The sequence below is a fragment of the Paenibacillus sp. YAF4_2 genome (genome assembly GCF_052113225.1).
Lineage (GTDB): Bacteria > Bacillota > Bacilli > Paenibacillales > Paenibacillaceae > Pristimantibacillus.
The window spans coordinates 13414-36603 of the sequence record NZ_JBFRCT010000003.1; the positions used below are offsets into that span (position 1 = coordinate 13414).

Annotated in this window: 12 protein-coding genes; 10 read left to right on the top strand and 2 right to left on the bottom strand. The window is 45.3% G+C overall.

What is annotated here, in order from left to right; translation table 11 throughout:
• The first annotated feature begins 67 nt into the window (after nt 1-67).
• From AB4Y93_RS07630 to AB4Y93_RS07640, 3 genes are all read left to right on the top strand, one after another.
• Nucleotides 68-787: an FHA domain-containing protein gene (locus AB4Y93_RS07630; RefSeq protein WP_441890570.1), complete on the top strand. Its 720-nt coding sequence runs from the start codon at nt 68-70 to the stop codon at nt 785-787.
• 143 nt (nt 788-930) lie between these two features.
• Nucleotides 931-1959, top strand: a complete 1029-nt coding sequence (locus AB4Y93_RS07635; RefSeq protein ID WP_441890572.1) for a LacI family DNA-binding transcriptional regulator — start codon at nt 931-933, stop codon at nt 1957-1959.
• A 265-nt stretch (nt 1960-2224) separates the two neighbouring features.
• The gene (locus AB4Y93_RS07640; protein ID WP_441890574.1) at nt 2225-5071 is read left to right on the top strand and encodes a fibronectin type III domain-containing protein; all 2847 of its coding nucleotides are present in this window, start codon (nt 2225-2227) and stop codon (nt 5069-5071) included.
• Between the two features lie 332 nt (nt 5072-5403).
• Here AB4Y93_RS07640 and AB4Y93_RS07645 read toward each other — a convergent pair whose 3' ends face one another.
• Nucleotides 5404-6699 carry a Gfo/Idh/MocA family protein gene (locus AB4Y93_RS07645; protein WP_441890576.1) on the bottom strand — a complete coding sequence of 432 codons (1296 nt, stop codon included), beginning with the start codon at nt 6697-6699 and terminating at the stop codon, nt 5404-5406.
• A gap of 25 nt (nt 6700-6724) precedes the next feature.
• Entirely contained in the window at nt 6725-8260 is a 1536-nt protein-coding gene (locus AB4Y93_RS07650) for a glycoside hydrolase family 31 protein (protein WP_441890578.1), read from the bottom strand.
• 238 nt (nt 8261-8498) lie between these two features.
• On the opposite strand from AB4Y93_RS07650, the gene AB4Y93_RS07655 reads away from it, so the two are divergent.
• From AB4Y93_RS07655 to AB4Y93_RS07685, 7 genes are all read left to right on the top strand, one after another.
• Entirely contained in the window at nt 8499-9845 is a 1347-nt protein-coding gene (locus tag AB4Y93_RS07655) for an ABC transporter substrate-binding protein (protein WP_441890580.1), read from the top strand.
• A 70-nt stretch (nt 9846-9915) separates the two neighbouring features.
• Complete coding sequence (locus AB4Y93_RS07660; RefSeq protein WP_441891587.1) at nt 9916-10791, top strand: carbohydrate ABC transporter permease; 876 nt, start codon at nt 9916-9918, stop codon at nt 10789-10791.
• A 20-nt stretch (nt 10792-10811) separates the two neighbouring features.
• On the top strand, nt 10812-11642 hold the full coding sequence (locus AB4Y93_RS07665; protein ID WP_441890582.1) for a carbohydrate ABC transporter permease: 831 nt from the start codon (nt 10812-10814) through the stop codon (nt 11640-11642).
• A gap of 78 nt (nt 11643-11720) precedes the next feature.
• Complete coding sequence (locus AB4Y93_RS07670) at nt 11721-18131, top strand: S-layer homology domain-containing protein (protein WP_441890584.1); 6411 nt, start codon at nt 11721-11723, stop codon at nt 18129-18131.
• Nucleotides 18132-18265: 134 nt separating this feature from the next.
• Nucleotides 18266-19813 carry an ABC transporter substrate-binding protein gene (locus AB4Y93_RS07675; RefSeq protein ID WP_441890586.1) on the top strand — a complete coding sequence of 516 codons (1548 nt, stop codon included), beginning with the start codon at nt 18266-18268 and terminating at the stop codon, nt 19811-19813.
• A complete protein-coding gene (locus AB4Y93_RS07680) occupies nt 19810-21522 on the top strand; it encodes a sensor histidine kinase (protein ID WP_441890588.1) in 1713 nt (570 codons plus the stop codon). The genes AB4Y93_RS07675 and AB4Y93_RS07680 overlap by 4 nt, the downstream gene beginning before the upstream one ends.
• A 20-nt stretch (nt 21523-21542) precedes the next feature.
• Nucleotides 21543-23147: a response regulator transcription factor gene (locus AB4Y93_RS07685; RefSeq protein ID WP_441890590.1), complete on the top strand. Its 1605-nt coding sequence runs from the start codon at nt 21543-21545 to the stop codon at nt 23145-23147.
• Nucleotides 23148-23190 lie beyond the last annotated feature (43 nt).

Sequence of the window (23190 nt, forward strand, 5' to 3'; positions counted from 1 at the left end):
TTATAATCAACCTTCGTTTGAGATACGATAATGATAGAGTTTTTCCTATAATTGGTGGGAATCTGTCATGAAAAACGGAGGTGCGACAATGGAAGGCTTTGCATGCCTGTATGTTATTCGCGGTGAGCCATACCGATCGGGCACCTGCATTAATCTGAACGAGGATGAGACGCTGATCGGCCGGTTATCCAATCAGATGACGCCGGATATCGCTTTTACTAACCCTTTTCTCTCTCGGAAGCATCTCGTTATCAGAAAAGAGAAGGATAAGGCAGTGCTTTATGATTTGGGAAGCCGTCATGGTACGGAAATTAACGGAGTACGGTTAACCTCATATACGCCATATCCACTGAAAAACTTTGATATCATTAAGCTCGCCAAAGGGATGACGGTCATCCATTTTTCGTATCTGTTTGCTGATCAAACGATCGAGATTGAACCATTCAGCCATACGAGGAAGCCGGAAGTCCCGGAATCGTCATTGTCGTTTCATTGGGAGAAGAGGGAATGTGTGGTGGAAGGCAAACGAATCCCGATGTCTGAGAAAGAATTCTTACTTATTCGCGTTCTATATGAGAATGCGAACCGGCTTGTCCCGCTGGAAGAAATCAAAGTAAGAGTATGGCCAGAACGTTTGCCTGGGGCAGGAGGTATCCCGGATGTTTCGCTTGATGAATTAAACGCCTTGATCTACCGGGTACGTAAAAAATACGGAAAAGAGACCTTCCTAATCAGTGCGGTGCGGGGCAGCGGATACCTGCTCGAATCGGAATTAATAACGTCATAACGGAGGAGATGACTTCTGAATGTTCAGGAGTCGTCTTTTTTTATTCCCGGTCTCTCAAGTTTACACAAAAATTTGCGCTATAATTGACTGGACACATTATTAAACGCTATAATTTCCTTATTGTGCAAAAATTTTCGTAAGAATTGGAGGGAGCTCGTATCAAACTTAAAGAGATTGCAAAAAAAGCAAATGTTTCAATAAGTACAGTGTCCAGGATCATAAATAATCAGGGCAACTTCAGCGAGGAGACTCGCCGAAAAGTATTGGATATTGCGAATGAACATTTAAAGCCAGGGACCGCTCCCTCCAAGCTTGTAGGTATATCCTATAATATTATCGTCATCGTACCAGGCGATAATGATTTCTTTGATAATGACCCCTCTACCTCTGCGGACTTGAATCACTTAAAGGATGAATTTGAAGCATACGGTCATCAGATTCATATTGTGAAGCATTACACGGACATGCATTCTTCTCCAGCCTATAAGCTTTTGAGTGAGGAAAAAGTGGACGCGGCCATCATATTTGACCCTTTTGTGGGCGATAAGATGTTTGAGGAATTTAATAAACTCGGCATTCCGTATTTATTTACGAATGGAAGAATCTATAAGTCCGGTCAAAACTATATTGACTACGATAACCGAAAAGGCGCTTATGAGGTCATTCGATATTTGCATGGATTGGGTCATCGGAAAATCGGGATGATTGCAGGGCCTAAGAATCATCTGGTGAACTCAAACCGGCTGGATGGATGCAAAGACGCCTTTCGTGATTTAGAAATGCCATGGACCGACACCAATGTTGTAATGGGATCATTTGATCCTGCACATGGTTATGAGGCAGTGAAACAATTGATGAGTGATCAGCCGTCAATAACGGCGATTTTCGCATTTAACGATATCATTGCTTATGGGGCTATGAAGGCTTTGGCTGAGATGAATCTCCGTATTCCTAAGGATGTCTCCTTGGTTGGGTTTGATGATCTAAAGCTCTCGGAGTTCATGGTTCCGCCATTAACGACCGTTCGAAGGTTTAGATATGATATCAGCTCAATTATCGTAAAAGTACTGACTGAATTGATAACAAACAAGAACATCTCAGAAGTATTCATTAGTCTTAAGACCGAGTTCATTGAGCGGGAATCATGCTCAAAGGTAGTGGCTAAGCTTTAAAAAGCTCTCTCGCAAATGAATCGAAAAGCCGTCCTCCGATCATACGATGATCGGAGGACGGCTTTTCGATTCATTTTCAGTATGATTCTCATTGACGAAGCAAACGATGGTAGAATATACTAAGAGCGCAAATTAGTTGCGCAACTAATTTGCGTAAATTCCACTAATCTGGGAGGGATGATTGATGAAAGGGATTTATTCAAGGTCAGTTTTGAAAGCGTTTTCCGTTTTGCTATCATTTGTGTTACTGACAGGAGGTTTTGTATTGCCGTTTCCTGATAAGGCGTCAGCAGCGGTTGGTTCAATCACGGTTAATTTAACGGAAACGCCAGAGGCGTTCAAAAATCCATTAAAGGGATTTAGGCCGACCCGGTTCATGAATGACACTAGTTTTTCGGATCAAGAGTACGGGACTGTGTTTAAGCACTATATCAAATACACCGATTTGGAGAATGCGGCATCCGACTCCGTTCAGAAGATTAAGGATTGGAGCAATACAGCTTGGGCAGGGATTGAAAGCCAGAATAAAAAGGTTATCCCTCGCGTGTTTATCGTCTACCCGAATGGAGGGGAGTATTGGCCGGAAGGCGTTCCTCATGGAGACGTGACGACTCAATGGACGACAGAAACATTGAAGAATCGTCTGACAGCTTTCATCCAGAAGCTTGGTCAAGCTTGGGATAATGATCCAAGAGTCGCCTATGTCGAGCTAGGCTTATGGGGGAATTGGGGGGAGCATCATATTTGGCCGGATAAGCTTGCCGACGGGACTGACCGGATGCCGCTCACGTTCCAGACGGCATTAGGCGACGCGGCTTCGCAAGCTTTTCAGAACAAGAAGGTCCAAGTGCGATATCCCGACACCTTCACAAACTATAACTTTGGATTCTTGTGGGACTCCTTCGCATTAATAGATGATCTGTCAGGCGGGGAAGGTATTGTTGCAAGAAATTCCTGGAGAACGCAAGTTAACGGCGGCGAGGTAGCCTACGATTGGGGGCAGAAGGAAATTCAGCCGGGGGATTCGCCAAATGATACGTTAAGCGATCCGAACCATCGGAATTATGTCATCGACTGGATTAAAAAAACACATACAACAAGTCTAGGATGGATTGATTTGTACGATGCAGGCAATGCTGCTGTCGCACAAGGAGCAGCATTGATGCAGAAGGAATTTGGCTATCAATTCGTCATCAACCAGGCTACATATTCCGGAAGTGTGCAGCCAGGCGGGTCGCTGAATGTGTCCTTCTCCGTTGTAAACAAAGGGTCGGCACCGTTCTACTATAACTGGCCTGTGGAAGCAAGTTTGTTGAGAAGCGATCGTACAGTAGCTTGGAAAGGCATATTCAATGGTGCTGACATTCGAAGCTGGATGCCGGGTGACGACTGGAACAGCACGACACGTCAATATAATCAAGCGCCAGCCGTTCAACAAGTTTCCGGTGCATTTACCATCCCATCAAATATGCCGGCGGGAACATATACTTTGGCGCTTTCCATTCTTGACCCATTTGGTTATAAGCCAAGCGCTAGATTTGCCAATACGAACTACTATACAGGCGGCAGAACTCCGCTTGGTAAAGTGGGAATCGGTATGGATCCCGTTGATCAAAATATAGGGCCATTCAATCTGTTGAAGCCAGATAATACGCTCTCGTATAACCTGACCCAAACAGCATATGATGGCGGCTATAGTGGCGGCGGAAGCACAGATACTCAGGCACCAACTGTTCCGGGGAATCTGGCAGTAAGCGGCACGACTTCGAGTAGTGTCAGTCTTACATGGTCGGCTTCAACCGACAACGTAGGCGTGACCGGCTATGATATTTACCGTGGAGGCGTATTGGCAGGCTCTGCGACAGGCACTGCTTTTACGGATACGGGACTTAGCCCGAGCACGAATTACAGCTACACCGTCAAAGCCAAGGATGGGGCGGGGAACACCTCCAGTGCAAGCAGCTCTGTAAGTGTGACCACAAGCGCTTCCGGAGGAGGAGGTACATCAACGGCCTATGAAGCAGAGGCTGCTGCTAATGCACGGACCGGTGCAGCGATTGTTTCCACGTGCAGCACCTGTTCAGGAGGCTCGAAAGTGGGGTATGTCGGCAATAATGACGGTACATTGCAATTTAACGGAGTAAGTGCGTCAGCAGCTGGAACGTATACAATGACCGTTTCTTACCTCAGCGGCGAGGCTCGTTCCGCTCAAATCCGTGTGAATGGCGGTTCAGCTACAACACTCAATATGCCGAGCACAGGAAGTTGGACGGCTATTGGCACCGTTACGACGCAAGTACAATTGAATGCAGGTAATAACACCATCCATTTCTCTAATCCAACAGGATGGGCGCCTGATTTTGACCGCATTCAGATCAGCGGCGGCGGTAGCAACGGAGATACCCAAGCACCAACTGCGCCAACCAATCTGAGCGTATCTGCCACAACAACGAGCAGCGTCAGCTTAGCATGGACTGCTTCAACAGACAATGTGGGCGTGTCGCAGTATGTGATCTACAGAAACGGGAATCAAGTCGGCACGTCAACGGCGACCAGTTTTACGGACACAGGCTTGAATGCCAACACAGCATACACGTATACGGTAAAAGCGAAGGACGCAGCTGGCAATCTATCGGCTGCCAGTGCAGGAATTAATGTAACGACCAATGCCGCATCCGGCGGAACATTGCTGGTAGATAACTTTGACAACTCGCCGAGTTGGCCTGGTAGCAACGATCTTGGCAAATGGGCAGGTGCAAACAGCTTCCTAAACAATGCAGGCGTTATTGACTCAGGGGCATTGAAGCTTGAGTACAACAACAATGGATGGTTAGGTACGGATATTACTCAAAACATCGGCAGTTACACGAAGATGATCATTCGCATCAAAGGCGTAAATGGCGGCGAGCAAAGTCATATGCAGATCACGCTTGGCGGAGTAACTCAGACCCTGGCGGATTTCAGCGGGGATACGGTTACAACGAGCTACAAGGATATTGCTATTAATTTGGTGTCAAAAGGGGTAGATCGCACCACCCCTGGCCAGTTGACCATGACATTCTGGCATGGAGGTAGCAGTACCGTCTGGATCGACGAGATTCGTTTCGAATAAATAAATCAAAATGGGCTCAAATAAAAAGTTTCTGGGCAAACCGAAAAGAGAGGCAGCATCATGCTGCCTCTCTTTCTTGTTGAATTTAGTGGAATAAGTCCAACGTAATGGCCTGGTTGGGGAGTGATGTATTCAGAGTGTACTCAAGATTTGGGCTACGTTGGATTACATACATTAAAATGCAGCTTTTTCGCTCAATAACTTAAGCTATGTTGGATTGCATGCAGTATAATTCCATTCATTTGAATGATAGAAGTCCATTTTTTCGATTTTTACTGGAGTAATTCCAACGTAGCGCCGGGCTGCATCCTCATTATCTGATTTTAGTGGAGTTAATCCAACGTAAGGGAGGAAGGACTAGCACTCGATGCAAAAGATTGACGGAAGTGCTTCATGTCCACTACGGACCCGCCATTCAGCCTGGATTCCTCGGCAGCGAAGGCCATGAGATGACTTTCCAGAGAGGCTTGCGCGGAGGTCAAGGTGTCGATATACCGCTCATTTCGCAGATCGGACACAAATTGCCGCATGATTCCGTCGTCGCCTCCTTGATGCCCGCTTTTACTGACTGGAATTTGAATGTCAGACTGCGTGCCGGATGAGAACTCGAATAATTCGATACGGCTGCTTAACAAATCACCGCGAATTTCTCCTTTGGTCCCCATGATTTGAACGATGCGATTAATATCTCTAGTAAACCCGCTCATGCTGAACATGACGGTAACGCCATTCTCGAATTCCATATTTACCGTTTGATGATCGACTACATTATTATCTGTTCGATAAACGCATTTGCCATAGGGACCTCCCAGTATGGCGTTCATTCGATTCGCTTCGGTAGGCGGATCGGCTATGAGTGCAGCAAAATGATTGGACTCCGTGTCTTGCATATAAAATCGTAATGCCGAATAGGGACAGGTTGATTCTACTTCGCAGCCATCCGTACATCGGTCAGTCGAGCCTGCGGGGGCATGCTCGATCCTGAAGTGGCTTAACGAACCAAAGGAGCTAACCTTCGTACAGTCTGCATCAACAATCCAGCGAATTAGATCCATGTCATGACAAGATTTGGCTAATATCATTGGACTTGAGAGCGTGTCGTTCCGCCAATTGCCTCGGACAAAGCTATGAGCGTAGTGGAGGTAACCGACGTTTTCATTATGTTGAATGGACATGATGTCCCCGATAGAACCATCACTGATGAGCTGCTTCATTTTTTGCCAGAAAGGAGTGTATCTTGAAACATGACAGATCGAGAGTAAGCGCCCCTCTTCACGGGCGATGGCCTCCATTTCGACGCACTCATTCGGATTGTTGGACATTGGCTTCTCTAGAAGGACATGATACCCCTTCCTGAGAGCGGTAATCGTAGGCTCGTAATGCATCTGATCCTGCGTACAGATAAGGAGTGCATCACAGAGCTTTGGCTCGTTCAAGAGCTCTTCCCATGATGAATAGAGCTGCTCTGAATTTAGGTTTAGGGCTTCCGCAAATCTCATTCTTCTCTCTTCGTTTGGTTCGGCAACGGCGACCACCTCTACCTCGCGGGGAAACCTCTGAACATACGGCATATAGGATAAGAAGCCTCGTGCGCCTGCTCCTATTACAGCTAGTTTGATTGTTTTCATAAGCTGATCTCCTCAAAGGAACGATTTATATTTTTCGATACCATGGCAACCGGGAAAGAGGTGCATTCACTTCGATCTGGATAGGGCCTTCAACTATGCTTTCGTCGTCACCGAGCCATCGGCCTTCCGGGAATTGAATCACTCGAGTTCTCTGTCCCTTTATTAACACCGGAGCTACCAGAATGGAGTCGCCAACCATAAATTGATCTTGAATTGTATGATAGCCTTGCTGCGGAAAAACAAATTCCAAGCTGCGCATGATAGGAAGTCCATCTTCAGCAGCTAGACTCGCAAGCTCAAAGAGGTGAGGGCCTACCTTCGTTCGGATCTGGACAGCGTCCATACACCAGGATAATTCCTCTCCATTTAGTACTCGCCAAGGAGCCATGGAGAACTGCATGGCGGGGAATAAAGCGGAACATTGCACAAAACGGATAAAGAGCTCAGAATCAAAACGGAAATCTGGTGAATTAATATCACCATCCATCCCGCCGCCAATCATATCCGGACAATTATAGGCATATCCCATCAAGCCTTGGGCGATGGCATTAGGGATTAGTCCCCCGAGTCCAGTTGCATCCCATGTATGTGTTTTATCGCGCTGGCGCTGAATGAGTGCTTGACCTCCAAGCTTCCAGCACATGCGCAATTCGCTAAGTGCATAACCGATTCCAAGCCTCGCATAACATTCGCAGTCTTCCATTGGGAGGATAGGACGTGACCATGCGACATCCTGCGAAACGTCATCCAATAGGCCTGGCAGCACAGGTTCTCCCGCATCGAGTTTGAAGCCGTCAACTCCATAATCTTCTACTAACCTATCTAATTGCCGCTTAAACCATGCGGATCCTTCTGTGGTTGTATAGTCAACGACCGCACTGTACCCATTCCACCATCTCCTTAGGACAGGCGTGCCATCAGCATGCTTCATTAATAGACCCTTCTCACGTAATTGCCGGAAGGTGATACTGTCAGGACTTACATATGGACATACCCAAAGCATCACCTTGAACCCTAGTTCGTGCAGGGAATTAATCATTCCAGCAGGGTCGGGGAATCGATGCTTCTCAAAGTCCCACGTTCCGTAGTCTTGCATCCAGTTATCGTCAATGATTAACACACCTGGCGGGAAGCCGTGCTCAATAATAGATTTCGCATAATTAAGAAGTTTGTCCTGTGTTGGTTCATAAAACATTTCTACCCAAGTGCAGTATTGCGGCGCTAAAAAGGCTAGTTTGTCAGGCGTATCGCCGGAAGGCGGGAAATGGTTCATACATGCATGCTGGTATGCGCCCTGAAGGGTAACATGACCTTCTTCAAGCTCGATCTTCTCTTTGTGGTTGATTGTAACAGTATCTTCATTAAAGGAGAAAGCAAACGGCTCTTCACACCAAATATATCTTCCCATATTAGAAAGTAATAAGGGAGAAGCTTGGTTATCATCGGTCAAACGCAAGTCACGTGAATGCGGCCCGTCGCCAAACGGCATAAGATGGCCTTCATTTATAACGCCTCCCCACCAGAATTCTCCTGGCTCTCTTTGCAGTACAGTAATCGTCATCGCAGACACTCCCAATTTGTGTTATGAAATAATTTGCGCAATTATTTACTGATATTATGGAGGATTATGTAATCGAATGCAAACCTTTTTTCATCTTAACAATTAGGCATGTAATCTTAAAAAAGGGGCATTTAAAGCGGTTGTACATATCGATTACACTAAACATGTAAAGAGGCAACGCGGTTTGCATTTACGCAAATTTTTGCCTAAACACTCAAATTTATTAGGGGGATATCAAATGGTGAAAAGAAACAAATTTTCATTCATGTTAGTGGCTGTGATGATGGTTTTATCTTTAATCACTGCAGCATGCGGCAACAACTCGAACAACAGCTCAAACAACAAAGAGAGCAACAAACCAGACAACAGTGCGAGCAACAATGCTGGGGCAGCGACTGAAGCACCTAAAAAGAATGTCACGCTGACCTATGCGATTTGGGATAAAATTCAACAGCCGGCGATGGAAGCCATCGCGACAGAGTTTACTGCTCAAAATCCAAACATTAAGGTGAAAGTCGAAGTCATCCCATGGGGCGATTTTTGGACAAAAATGTCCGCAGCTGCTCCTGCTGGCACATTGCCTGATGTGTTCTGGATGCACGGAGGTCAATTCGCTACCTATGCATCTGGTAAATTCCTTGAGCCGATCACAAGCAAGGTAGAGGCTGGAGAAATTGATCTGAATAACTATGCCGCGAATCTTGCTTCTATTTATACGCTGAACGGCGAGAACTATGGTATTCCTAAGGATTTTGACACAATTGGTTTGGCATATAACAAAGAACTGTTCGACCAAGCGGGCATTGCTTATCCAGACGACACTTGGACTTATGCGAAGCTAGCTGAAGTTGCTAAACAACTGAGCCAGCCTGACAAAGGCATCTATGGTTTCGGAGCGAAGATGGACACGCAAACCGGCTATTGGAATGATATTTTGGCTAATGGCGGTAAAATTATTGCCGATGATATGAGCAAGTCGGGGTACGATGACCCAGCTTCTATCGAAGCTTTGCAAGCTCGTTATCAAATGACGGTTGACGGAGCTTCTCCAACTCATCAACAAATGACGGATATGGAAGCAACTGAGATGTTCAAATCCGGCAAATTAGCGATGATCTTCGATGGATCCTGGCGGATCAGCGATATTGATAGCAGCGATATTATTAAAGGGAAATGGGATTGGGCGAAATTGCCTATGGGCAAAGTGAAAAGAGCTAATATTATCAACGGTCTTGGCAACGTTATGGCTGCAAGCGGTAAAAACAAAGAAGAGGCTTGGCAGTTCCTTAAGTTCCTGGGATCCCAAAAAGCAGCAGAAATTACGGCTCAAATGGGTGCAGCTATACCGGCATTTAACGGTACACAAGATGCATGGCTGACTTCGAGACCATATTTGAATCTGAAAGTATTCACGGAGCAAGTAGGGGATGCAACTCCTTATCCAAGTGGTTCGATGGCGTATCCGGTATGGTTCGCGAAAGAGCCTGAGATTATGTCCCAAGCATGGGGTGGAGCGATCTCGGTAGAAGAAGCTGCGAAGAAGGTTGCTGAGATGATGAATCAAGCAATCGCGGATACGAAATAAGCGTACTGAACAAGAAGTGATTCAGGAGACGTTCCTAGCGATTAGGAACGTCTCGAATGAATAGGGAGTGGTGAATTTGAATTCCAGAAGCAAATATGTGTGGGCCTATTTCATGATTGCGCCAACTCTCATAGGCACATTGGTTTTCTGGGGTTGGCCGGTTGTTCAATCGATTTTGCTGGGATTCCAGCATTCTTCAAATTTCGGAACCGTTAACCATTGGGTTGGATTTGATAACTATGTCAAGTTAGTTCATGACGAAGAGTTTTGGCAGAATTTACGTAACACCCTGCTTTATGTGGCTATGTTTGTGCCCGTTACACTCGTGCTCTCTACCTTGTTTGCTGTTCTGCTAAATACGAAGGTCAAAGGGGTTTCCCTTTATCGTGTTATTTTCTTCTTGCCTCAAGTGACCATGCCTGCCGCGGCAGCGATGGTATGGGTTGTCTTGTTCGCTAAAGACTTCGGACTTATCAACCATTTATTGGGAACGCATGTTGCATGGCTGTCTAATGGAAATTATGCGATGATCGTGCTCGTTATCGTTGGCGTGTGGGGGGCCATCGGCATGAATATGCTGCTCGTTCTCGCAGGCTTGCAAGGGATACCGAAATCTCTTTATGAAGCGGCAGATATTGATGGCGCCAAGCGATTTAACAAGTTTCGCTTTATTACGATTCCGATGTTGACGCCTACCTTGTTTTTCACAAGTATCATTCTATTAATTGGAGCGACGCAGATCTTCGACTCGATCTATCTGATTATCGGAAAGACGAATGTAGCGCTTCCGTCGGTTCGCTCGCTTGTGTATGCCTATTACCAAAACAGCTTCATTTATAATGATCGCAATTATGGCGCTTCCATTATCAATGTATTACTGATGATTAACCTTGCACTGACAGGTATTCAATTTGCATTTCAGAAAAAATGGGTCTACTACGAATAAGGGAGGGAGGAGACCTAACTATGCACAGCTTATCGCCTAGGAAGATCAATCTGGTTGTTCATATCATTCTTATTATTAGTGCCATTGCTATGCTTGTTCCATTTGTATGGATGGTGCTGACTTCGCTGAAGACAACGACGGAGGCTACGCAAATTCCGATCCGTTATTTCCCGGATGCTCCTAGCCTTAGAGGATATATTGAGGCAATCAAGCAATCGGAGTTTCCGCATTATTACCTCAATACGATTATTTCAGCTGTAATGAAGACCGTGTTTCCGGTTATTTTTAGTTCAATGGCGGCGTATGCCTTTGCTCGAATAAAGTTTCCAGGAAGCTCCCTTCTGTTTATCTTGCTTCTCTCGGTCATGATGGTGCCGAATCCTGTTTTCTATACGCCGCAATACATGATGATGAGTGACTTAGGACTCGTCAATACTGTTACTGCTCTTTGGATTTGTTCATTGATCAGCCCTTTTGCTACTTTTCTTCTAAGGCAATTTTTCATGGGTATATCGAAGGAATTGGAAGAAGCCTCCGTGCTGGATGGCTGCAATCCGTTCCAAATTTATTGGCATATCATGCTTCCTTTGGTCAGGTCGGCTTTGGTAGCTATTGTTATTATTCAACTGCAGTGGGCTTGGAATGAGCTGCAATGGCCGCTTATTATTAACAGCTCTCCAGAAAAGATGACCTTGTCATCAGGCATAGCGACGTTAGTGTCTATGTTTGGGACCGATTACCCGGTGTTAATGGCAGGTGCCTTTATGGCGGTCGTTCCGATGATTATTCTCTTCTTTATATTCCAAAAGCAATTTATTGAAGGGATCGCCTTCAGTGCGACAAAAGGTTAATAGGTATCCGGACTTCTGTGAGTCCGGATTAACTTGCTGCGCATTGACAGCGCTTTCAAAATTAAAAGGAGGATTTTGATGAAACGATTATCCGTGCAAGATCTTAGGAAATCATCATTAAAAGTGATGCTCATTGTAAGCTTGTTATTGAGCACGTTCTTTGGGAATAGTCCGAGCAGAGTTAGTGCGGACCCAGCCCCAGTCCCAACCCTCGCGAGTGTACCAACGAATCCCTATCCCAGTCCTGCGGTGGATAATGCTCTAACCAAGCATGACCTGACCTATGCACCAAGCCCGCTGGACAATCCGTTGAAAGGATTCGCTCCCTTCTATCCTTGGGAAACGGAAACTTCATTTCCCCACAGCTTGGAATGGTATTATATCCCGCTGAAAGCGGTAATGAATGGCCCGGATTCCTATACCTTTGATGCTGGTCTTGAGCCAGCGCTAAATGCCATTGCGGCAAGAGGGAATCAGGCGGCGATTAGAGTCTATCTGGAGTATCCGGGTAAAGAGGATGCTGTACCGGCGTTTATTCACGACAGCGGTGTTGCGATGCGTCATAACGATACCTTTAACCAGGACGAACCTGATTATGACGATCCGTTAATGGTCACGTATTTGACGAACTTTATTAAAGCTTTTGGTGCAAAGTATGATGGTGACCCGCGTATTGGGTTTATTCATATGGGCCTCGTTGGTTTATGGGGGGAGTGGCATACTTACCCTTATGATGAGGATGATGCAGACGGGCTGCCGAACTACATGCCTAATGCCGATACAATCGAAGAACTTTTCACCGCATATGATACGGCTTTCGATCAAACGAAGATAGAGGTCCGATATCCTGGCCTGCCTGGTGCATCGGAATACAATATGGGCTACCATGATGACTCGTTCGGATATAAGGAAGGTGATCCGCTGCAAAGCGTAACGCAGCCTGAGAGTATGGACGGAGCCTATTATTCGTTCTTGACCAAGATGCTGGAAGCTGGTTCGGAGAACAAATGGATAACAGAATCGGTTGGCGGTGAAGTGCGGCCGGAAATTCAGAGCAATTTCTTTGCTGGCGGCTCTAATGTGGATAATGCTATGGATGATATTGAACTGACGCATGCGACGTGGATGATCAACCAAGGTGGTATCAGCAGCTATGATGCTAACAATGCAGCTGTTGCCGCTGGCGTGAGAAAGATGGGCTACGACTTGAATGTGAAGAGCTCCTACTATAATGATGTTGCTCAAGGTGACCCGCTTAAGGTCGGTGTAACCATTCAGAATAATGGTGTTGCACCTTTCTCTTATCCTTGGAAAGTAGAGCTGGGAGTTAAGAGTGCAACGGGTAAGCTTGTTAAACAGTGGGATACAACATGGGATATGACCAAGGTTATGCCTTCGGAGATCAGAACGTATCCCGAATGGAATGTATCTGGCGATCCGAAATATGTCCCATTTGGTGAACCCTATTATTTCGATACGACAATTGCTGAACCAGACTTGAATGACGGTTACTACTATTTAGTGATGAAGGTCGTTAATCCGTTAGAGGCTATAAGCAATAAGGCGAAAAAGGTAGGATTTGCGAATACGGATCAAGACAGTGCAGGTTGGCTGAATTTGGGGCCAGTACGGGTAGGGGATTGCACTTCACCTTGTTCGGAGCCTCCAACTTCACCGCCGGCGCCGCCAAAGCGCTTACTCGTAGATGATTATGACGGTACGCCAGCCTGGTCTGGAGAGACTGCAAATGATCTGAACCAATGGACAGGATCAAGCAATTTTGCCAATGGGAATGGCGCTGGTGTTGTTGAGAATGGCGCATTAACGCTGCAATATCAAAATATGTCACGTATGGAGACCAATATCGGACGAAACCTTGCAGATACAAGCAAACTGGTTATCCGGGTGAAAGGAGCCGCCGGAGGCGAAGAGAATCAGGTCAATGTCAGTATTGGCGGTGTGACGAAAACACTCGGACAATTCAGCAGTGATACGATAACAACAAGCTATAAGGATATCGTAATCGACTTACCTGCCCAAGGAGTGAATTTATCACAAACGATCTGGAGCATTGCGATTTCACAAGCTGCTTGGGATACTACCGGTACAATCTATATAGATGAAATCTACTTTACAGACAAGTATGAATCAGATACGAATCCTGGTACGGATCCCGGCACTGATCCAGGCACCAATCCTGGTTCAGGTTCTGGTTCTGACAAACCGGGGCTCATAGACGATTTCGAATCCTATGCAGATAACGCTGCTCTTGGGCAAGCATGGACGGAAGCATGGTCCGACAAACCGGGCTCCGTTACAAGAGCACTAGGCCAATCAAGCGGAAGCAAGGGCCTAAAGCTTTCGACTGCAATTGCTGATTCGGAGTGGTCGAATATCATTCATTCCATTCCTACAGAGAAGAAAGACTGGTCCAAGTATGACGGGTTAAGCTTCTGGGTGGACAACACAACAAACGATAATAAGGATTTCAGCTTAAATGTCGCACTCCAAACCCCTGTTACGAAAGGCGAGTTTGGGCTAAAAGAAGGCGGATCGGCCTTAACGATCTCATCTGATGGAAGCTGGCACCCTGCAGCATTTAATGGAAGCTCGCTTAATGTTCCTGCAGGCTTCAAGGGTGTCGTGAAGATTGCCTGGGATCAATTTGTTCAATCCGCGTGGCAGTGCGACGGTGTTCAGGCAGACTGCGCAGCCGCGCTTGATCCAAGCGAAGTAACCGGACTTCAGTTCGGATACCCGCCAGCGGGCTATAGTCATAACGTCATCACTATTGATGACATCATGCTCTACCGGGCAGATAAAATATTGGATGATTTTGAATCGTATGCTGATGATGCAGCATTGCAAAATATCTGGAAGATAGACTGGGAATCCGGAGAGCCGTCTACGCTTCGTGCGATTGACCATGTGAATGTCTCGAATGGCAGTCAAGCAATAAAGTTTTCTGTTTCTCCTCCTCCGGGCAAAACGACATCCGATTGGGTAAACATCAAACGTGCAGCCTTTAACCAGGCGGAATCAGATTGGTCTGCTTTTGACGGACTCACCTTCTGGGTCAACAATACGTCGCCAAGCAACAAAGCTATGGACTTGAACATTTCGCTTGTAACTGATGCGCCAAAAGGCGAGTTTTCCTTAAAACAAGGAGGAACTGTACAGTTCTATCAAGCTGCTGGGGGCTGGGTATCAACCACTCTTGGCGGAGGCTCCCTATCCATCGCTGCAGGTTACAAAGGAATGGTTCGAATTCCTTGGAGCTCATTCGTTCAATCGTCATGGCAAGGCTGCGACGCTTGTGACGCTGTGTTCAACTCTAGCAAAGTTCTTCAAATTCAATTCGGCTTTGGTCCAATAAATCAATCTGACAATGTTCTCAGCATTGACCAGATTAGCCTCTATGCGTTAGCCGGCAGAACCAGCGGATCAGGGGGGGGCTCAACAACAGAGCCTGTTGACCACCCTGCACCGCCAGCTTGGGCAACATCTGCAGGAACGGATGCGCTTACGTATCAAAGTGCACCTGTAGACAATCCGCTCAAGGGCTTCCTTCCTTTCTATGATGCAGCGGAGGAATCCTATTTCACGGAAGGCGATGACTGGAGAGATCAGCCGACACAGCTGCCTTACAGCATGGAGTTCTTCTACTTGCCGCTTAATAAGCTGATGAACAACCTGAATGACTTTGATTGGACGGAGCTGGACAAACGACTTGAAGCCGTAGCATCCAGAGGCAACCAAGCTGTATTTAGAGTCTATCTGGACTATCCGAATAAGCCTTCAGGAATACCGCAATTCCTTATCGATGAAGGGCTGGACACGTATGCTTATTCGGAATACAACAACGGTAAAGATGCAACGAGTTTAGCACCGGATTACAATGATGAGCATCTAATGGGAGCTTTGGACAATTTCATTGAGGCACTAGGAGCACGCTATGACGGTGATCCTCGCATCGGTTTCCTGACAATCGGATTGATTGGTTTCTGGGGCGAGTGGCATACGTACCCGTATGACGGAAATATTAAATCACCAAACTTAATGCCAACCGACGCCAATCTGAAGCGGGTTCTTACCGACATGGATAACGCATTTAACGAAACACAGCTCGTATTGCGTTATCCAATGGACAACAGCACCCTTAAAACCAAAAACTTCGATGTCGGCTATCATGATGATTCCTTTGCATTCCAGACACTCCCGCCAAGTCTTGGAGGGCAAGGCTGGCACTTCTGGGGAAGAGTTAATGACGCAGGGGTAACGGATTTCTGGAAAACAAACAGCATGGGCGGAGAGATGAGACCGGAAATTCAAGTGAAGATGTGGAACAATGATCCGCCAGTATACAATGAACCATCGACACCGATCGAGGGTGCCCAAGGTGAAGATTACTATACAAGTCTAGACTTGACCCATGCATCCTGGTTAATTGCACAAGGAATATTCCAAACTCCGCTGGAGTCTGCGGCACTAGCAAGAGCGACAGAAGGATCGCGCAGCATGGGCTATGAATATTATGTGCCTGCAACCTATCTGGACGCATCGGATGGAAGCTTGAAGGTAGGAGTAGAGCTTGAAAACAAAGGAGTAGCGCCGTTCTACTACAACTGGAAGGTAGAGCTTGCTGCGCAATCAGAAGATGGCATTGTGAAAGTATGGGAACCAGGCTGGGATCTGAAGGATGTTCTTCCAAATACGAATGGATTTGATAACAATAAGCTGTTTGAATCCACTAGCAACCCGGAATTAAGTAATGGAAGCTATCAAATATTGATGCGTTACGTGAATCCATTAGAGCAGATCAATGCAGACGCCAAGAAATTCCGTTTCGCTAATGCGGAGCAGAATAGTGACGGATGGCTGAATCTAGGTCGTGTAGACGTATCGAATAGTGCTGCCGCAGCACCAATTAGAGTTACGGGTTTAACGGCGAATACGGCAAACCAAATTCAATTGACTCCAGACTCCACTGCCCAAATTAGTGTGACAGTAGCACCTGCAGAAGCTAGCAATAAAAGAGTAGTGTGGTCTTCAACAAACAAGAAAGTCGCCTATGTATCTGCTGCTGGCTTGGTCAAGGCGGTTGGCGTTGGCAGCACTGTGATTACGGCTAAGTCTTCTGATGGCAATCTGGAACAGCAATTCCAGGTGACAGTTGCGTCGGGTTCAACTTCGAATCCGTCCACCGGCGGCTCATCGACACAACCAGCTCTCGAACTTACGGAGAACGGAATCAAGCTGGGACAAAATGGAGTAACCATTATTCCATCAACAAATGGCGTAACTGAAGCAACCATTGATTCGAAGAAGCTACAGGATGCGTTCCAAGCTCTTCACAACAAACCAACTAGTGTAAAATCAAATTCGGTTATTATCGAATTGAAAAACAAAGGTGGAAGTGTGAAGGTCAATATTCCGTCATCTGCACTAGCAGAGGCAGGCAATGGACTGCTGAATGCTTCAATACTAGTACAGACGGATTTTGGCAGCTACAAGGTTCCTGTCCAATCGTTTGGCCTCACAGCTTTAGCACAAAAGCTAGGCGTGAGTACTGGAGATATGACGATAAGTATTGTCATCGACAAAGTTGCAGGCAAGACGGCGGATCTATTGACTGAACAGGCAGGTAAAGAAGGGTTGACATTGCTTGCCCCTGCTCTGGATTACAAAATCTTTGTTCAAGCAAAAGGACAGTCAATCGAGATCGCTAGCTTTGGCAGCACCTACATCGAGAGAACGGTTATGGTGCCGGGAACTCTTGATCAAGCGAATACGACTGCACTTCTATTCAACCCAGATACAGGGACATTTACGTTTGTTCCATCGCTCCTTCAAGATAATGGGGGCCATACAGAAGTTGTCATCAAACGAAATGGGAATAGCATTTATGCGGTGGTGTCTAGCTCAGGCAGCAAAACGTTCGCTGACCTTAATGGTCACTGGGCAAAAGCAGATATCGAATTAATGGCTGCCAAGCGGATTATAAACGGTGAGGCACCTAATCGCTTCTCACCGGACAAATCAATTACTCGTGCAGAGTTCACGGCTATACTTGTTCGTTCCCTTGGACTCAGTGTTCCGAATAAAGCAGCCACATTTAGTGACGTAGCCAAAGGTGAATGGTTCGCAAATGCGATTGCAGCAGCGGTTGATGCGGGAATCGTTAACGGCTTTACGGATGGTTCATTTAAACCAAATGAACAAGTCACCCGTGAACAAATGGCTGTTATGCTAGCTAGAGCGCTGAGCTATGTGAACAAATCCGTCGAAGTAAATGAAAATGCTCTTGAGAAATATACGGATAAAGGTTCCATTAGCGCATGGGCTAAACCTGCAATTGCTGAGTTACTCACTTCTCAAATTATGAAAGGGAAATCAGACACGACAATCGATCCTGCTGCGTTTGCAAGCCGAGCAGAAGCCGCTGTTATGATCAAACGGTTCTTACAGTTTGTACAATTTATAAACTAAAGGTTGAAAGGAATAAAGGAGCACATGACGGTAGTATTCATGTGCTCCTGTTCTATGATGGTAAGCGTATTCACGTTAATAGAATTAGTGTAGACTAGCAATGAGACTCTATGGTGAAGGGGAAGCATTATAAGATGAAGCCTGCTGCTGTAATTGGTAGTGTTGCGATACTTTTCTTATTTCTTATGTACATCTTATTCAACCATTCTAATAGCCCAGGCCAATCACGTTCGCAAGGATCCCCTAATACTGATCTAGCGAATAACGAAGTTGAGGGTGCTCCAGAATCATTTGTCACGTTAAAAATGATAATGCCTGGTGACCAGTCGGCGCGTATGGGTGACTTTGTTGAGAATGAATTAAACGATCGCTTGAAGAAAGATTTGAATATGAATCTTGAATTGACGTATATCCCATGGTCGAATTACCAGCAAAAGCTGGAGCTCGCCTTATCAACGGGAGAAGATTACGATTTGTTCTGGTACGGTGCACCATTTGTCTCTGTCTACTCCACGAAAGGTTATATTCAACCGTTAGATGAGCTTCTTGACCAATATGGTCAGGATCTTATTCAACATATCCCCGATGAAAACTTCAAGCAAAACCGGATTGACGGGAAGCTTTGGGCGATACCGTCTCAAGCCTTTACGTCCGCCGGGAAATTCTCATCTGTCATGGTCCGCCAGGATTTGCTGGAGAAGGTTGGCATGACAGACATTAAGACGATAGCTGATTTAGAACAGTTTTACCAAAGCATGCATGCGATAGATCCGAGCTATTACGGTTACTTGGAGACCGATCGTGGTCATGAATTGTTGTGGCGTGAATTAACAGATCGCAACTATTCCTCACTGGATGAACGAATGTTATTTATGGTGGATGAGGATTCTGGAGAGATGTTAAGCTACGTGGAATCTGATTTATTCAAAAAAGTAGCTCAATTACGTGAGTCATGGGTGAATAAAGGGATTATTGATAAGAATCTTGTAGGTAATCCAGCAGCGAAGATCGACCAGGAGAATGCCGGTAAGCTTCTTTTCCGTGTAGGTGCGGTGTCCAGGGCGATGGAGAATCTGCAAACGGCACGGAATGCCGATCCAAATGCAAGACTCCGTGAGTATTATCTTGCAACGGCGAAACCCAAGTATATTACGACCCCAAGCAATGAAGCCTTTATGATTACCTCAGCATCAAAAAATCCTGAGCGCGCGATGATGTTTATGAATTGGATTTTGCATAGCAAAGAAAATTACAATTTTATTATTTATGGGGTAGAAGGCAAGGACTATGAGCTGGAGAACGGTAAAATTAAGCAATTAACCAATGATCAGCTGATGTACGAATGGATGTGGCGGAATAAGGACTACTTTATCGCGCCAGCTAGTGTAGAGGACGACATTATCGATGATATGCTTAAGAATGACGAGAACTCTCGCATATCGAAACTATTTGGTTTTCATTTCAACGAGGCCCCCGTTAAGAATGAAATCGCGCAAGTCATGGCGGTCTATAAGGAGAAATTCGAGCCGATCAATTTTGGACTGGCCAGTTACGATCACTATTATGAAGATGCCCTCGCAGCCCTCAAGAAGGCGGGCTTTGACATTGTTTTTGCTGAATTGAGAAAGCAGTTCTCTGAATTTAAGCTTCAGGCTCGAAGTGGAGAGGATAATCCATCATGAGCAGATTCAATATATTCACCAAATTGATAGCTACTTTGTTAATTTTACTTATCCCAATCCTACTCCTATTTGCTGTGTCGAATCGAACAAGTACGAATGTATTAACGGACGAGATTATTAAGGTAAAGCGATATCAGATTGAAACGTTCGCCAATCAATTGGATCAGTTGTTTTTCCGGCTGGACACCTATAAGAAAATGCTGTATGAAAGCACGGATGTACGAAATTTAGCCTACCCTGATTTGCTTGACGATGTCTTAGGTAAATATAGAATCAATCGAACCGTTTCTGAAGAAATTAATCGGCTTGCCGGTTATGGGGATTGGAAAGCCGTGATCGCTGTTGTTTATCCGAAGACCCAAATCGTCATCAAAAGCAACTCCAGCTTGAATGCTCTTCCAAAGGAGCTTCCGACCAAGGATACATTCTGGCAATACTATTCCGATGCCAATGAAGATTATTTCATGGAGATATTATCTTATCCTGAGAACTCAGCGGAGTCAGGCGAGGCGCATATGCGAGTTGTGCTTAAATTCGGCGTAGCGGCACTAAGAAGCGCCTTATCTGAATTTAAAGCGAATGGTTCGGGAGATCCGTTCCTGTACCATCCAGGTGCAGAACCTATTTATAATTATTCGGTTAATGTGAAGCAAATCGATGAGTTTCTACCACGGCTTAAGGAGATCGATCCCTCGAAAGAAAGTGGATACCTGTTACTGAAATCCGATAAGACGAAGTTTCAGGTTCATTATCAAAAGCTGGAATCATTAGATTGGTACCTTGTTGATTACGTACCCATCAGTCATATTATGGCGCCTATCAGTCGGAACCAGACCATGTTTTATGTGATAAGCGGTATGCTTCTGTTTATGGGAGCCTATCTGGCCTTTGTTATGTATCGTAATATTCAGATTCCATTCCGGAAGATGATCCGCAACATGAATTTGATCGAAAAAGGGATTTATTCCGTCAGAATGACAGATAAGCCAAAAGGGGAGTACCGGTTTCTTTATGAGCGATTTAACTCCATGGCATCAAAAATAGAGGAATTGATTGTGGATGTGTATAAAGAACAGCTTCGGTCGAAGGATGCGACGCTAAAGCAGCTGCAATCGCAGATTAACCCGCATTTTCTATATAACACGCTTGCTTATATCAAAAGTATGATTGAGCTGAATGAAAACAAAGCCGCCATTTCGATGACCATGAATTTGAGTAAATATTATCGATATACGACAAAGACGGGAAGCAAGATGGTGCCACTGAAAGATGAACTGGACTTGATCCATTTCTATCTGGAAATTCATTGCATGCTCCGAGACGATTTTGAATTTCATATAGACATTGAGCCGCAGATGGAGGATCTCGAAGTGCCGCGGTTAATTGTGCAGCCGCTTGTTGAGAATGTGATTCTTCATTCATTCAATAATCAACAAGGTTACGGAATGATTCAAATCAAGTGCTGGAGTGAAGAGGGGATGAATCATGTAGCCGTTGAGGATACGGGTACTGGAATGGATTACTCGGTAATCGAGTCTATCCGAAAGAAGATTTATTCGAGCAACGAAGAGATAGAATCCGGGCTGAAAAATGTTCATCAACGTCTGCGGCTTATGTACGGCAGCGACTCAGGCCTGCAGCTTAGTCAATCCGATTTAGGCGGACTTTGCGTACAATTAAGCTGGAGCAGCAAGGAAAGCGTGACCTGATGGAAAGGGGAACATAATATATGTACGAAATATTGATCGTGGATGATCACACCCACTTGGTTGATAGTCTGGCAATTGGGCTTCCGTGGGAGCAAATGGGGATTTCCCATGTCTACAAGGCCTACTCCGGCGAAGAGGCTCTTGAGCTGCTGAATTATCGTTCCGTGGATATTGTGGTGACGGATATCCATATGAACGGAATGACTGGTCTCGAATTGATCGCCCGAATAAATGAGAAATGGAAGAACACGAAGGCTGTTATTATTACGGGCTATGATGAATTTCAATATGCGAGAGAAGCCATTGGGCAGCGAGTATGCGATTATCTGCTCAAGCCGGTGTCGAACGAGGAATTGGAACAAACCCTCCGAACTATTATTGATCGGATTACAGAAGAAGGAATTGAGCTGGTCAATCAGCAAAAATTTGCTTACCGTTTCCGGGAAAGTCTGCCGAAATTAAGAGAAATGTTCTTGTTTGATCTGATATCAGGCAAAAATTATCCCCTATCTGACTTGAAGGACAAGATCCAGTTATATGGTCTTCCCTTTTCTGTTGAAAAGGAGGCGATCCTCTTATGTATGAGAGTAGAGGAGGATTATTCGAATACGGATCTTTATAGTCTCTCGTTAATCGAATATGCCATGTTTAATATCGTAGAAGAAGTTTTTACGAACAAGTTAAATGTGATGTATTGTAAAGATTCACATGATTATTTGATTTTCCTGGTTCAAGCCAATCAGATCGAACAAACGGAAAAAGCTAGTATAGAAGATTTGGCCAGGCTCTCCCAGCATCAAATCAAATTATATTTAAAGTCGAAAGTTTCCATTGTACTTAGCAATTGGGGAGCATTCCCTAAGGACATCATGCCCATGTATCACTCAGCATTATCGATCTATACCGATTACATAGGCTATCAGACGGAAAGCTTTTTTCATGCGACGCAAGAAAAAGAAGTTTTTGAAATTCAGCCGCTTGCGGAGCTTTATCGCTCCCATACTTTTATGGAGTTAATTGACTTCGAACAGTGGACGGCATTTGAGACTAAGCTGAACCGGATTTTTGATGAGCTTGAAGGTGCAGGCAGTGGAGCCCGTGAATACGGGGTTGAAATCTACGTTACCTTACTGCAAGCCTACTCCTATTATTTGCACAAGAAAGGTAAAAGGATTTTTGATGTGTTTGGAAGAGATATTGAGAAGATGTTGAAAATTGATGCCAGCTGGAGTGTGGAGCCGTTAAAAGAATGGGCCTACAGCAGTTTTATCCAAATCAAAGCTTACAGCGACAGACGTTCGGACAATATACGATCTGACTTGATGGAACGCATTCGCCGATTTATACAAGAAAATATCATTGATATAACGCTTCAAACGGTAGCCGATCATGTCAATCTGCATCCCGTATATGTATCCAACCTATTCAAGCAGGAGACAGGAGAGAATTTCTCCAATTATGTGCTTCGCCTGCGAATGGAGAAAGCCGTTCAATTGTTGAATCACAAGGATTTGAAGATAAGTCAAATTGCGCATGAAGTCGGCTATCAGAAGCCGCAATATTTCATTAAGCTGTTTAAAACACAATTTGGGATGACACCGCAAGAGTTTAAGAACAGTCTATGAGAAGGATTCATGGCGGGTGTCTAACGGTATTCGAGAACACCTA

What these genes read in the sequence shown, in the direction of transcription:
- AB4Y93_RS07685 (WP_441890590.1), top strand. Translation starts at nt 21,543, where the DNA reads ATGTACGAAATATTGATCGTGGATGATCACACCCACTTGGTTGATAGT.
- AB4Y93_RS07655 (WP_441890580.1), top strand. Translation starts at nt 8,499, where the DNA reads ATGGTGAAAAGAAACAAATTTTCATTCATGTTAGTGGCTGTGATGATG.
- AB4Y93_RS07630 (WP_441890570.1), top strand. Translation starts at nt 68, where the DNA reads ATGAAAAACGGAGGTGCGACAATGGAAGGCTTTGCATGCCTGTATGTT.
- AB4Y93_RS07680 (WP_441890588.1), top strand. Translation starts at nt 19,810, where the DNA reads ATGAGCAGATTCAATATATTCACCAAATTGATAGCTACTTTGTTAATT.
- AB4Y93_RS07650 (WP_441890578.1), bottom strand. Translation starts at nt 8,260, where the DNA reads ATGACGATTACTGTACTGCAAAGAGAGCCAGGAGAATTCTGGTGGGGA.
- AB4Y93_RS07670 (WP_441890584.1), top strand. Translation starts at nt 11,721, where the DNA reads ATGAAACGATTATCCGTGCAAGATCTTAGGAAATCATCATTAAAAGTG.
- AB4Y93_RS07645 (WP_441890576.1), bottom strand. Translation starts at nt 6,699, where the DNA reads ATGAAAACAATCAAACTAGCTGTAATAGGAGCAGGCGCACGAGGCTTC.
- AB4Y93_RS07665 (WP_441890582.1), top strand. Translation starts at nt 10,812, where the DNA reads ATGCACAGCTTATCGCCTAGGAAGATCAATCTGGTTGTTCATATCATT.
- AB4Y93_RS07675 (WP_441890586.1), top strand. Translation starts at nt 18,266, where the DNA reads ATGAAGCCTGCTGCTGTAATTGGTAGTGTTGCGATACTTTTCTTATTT.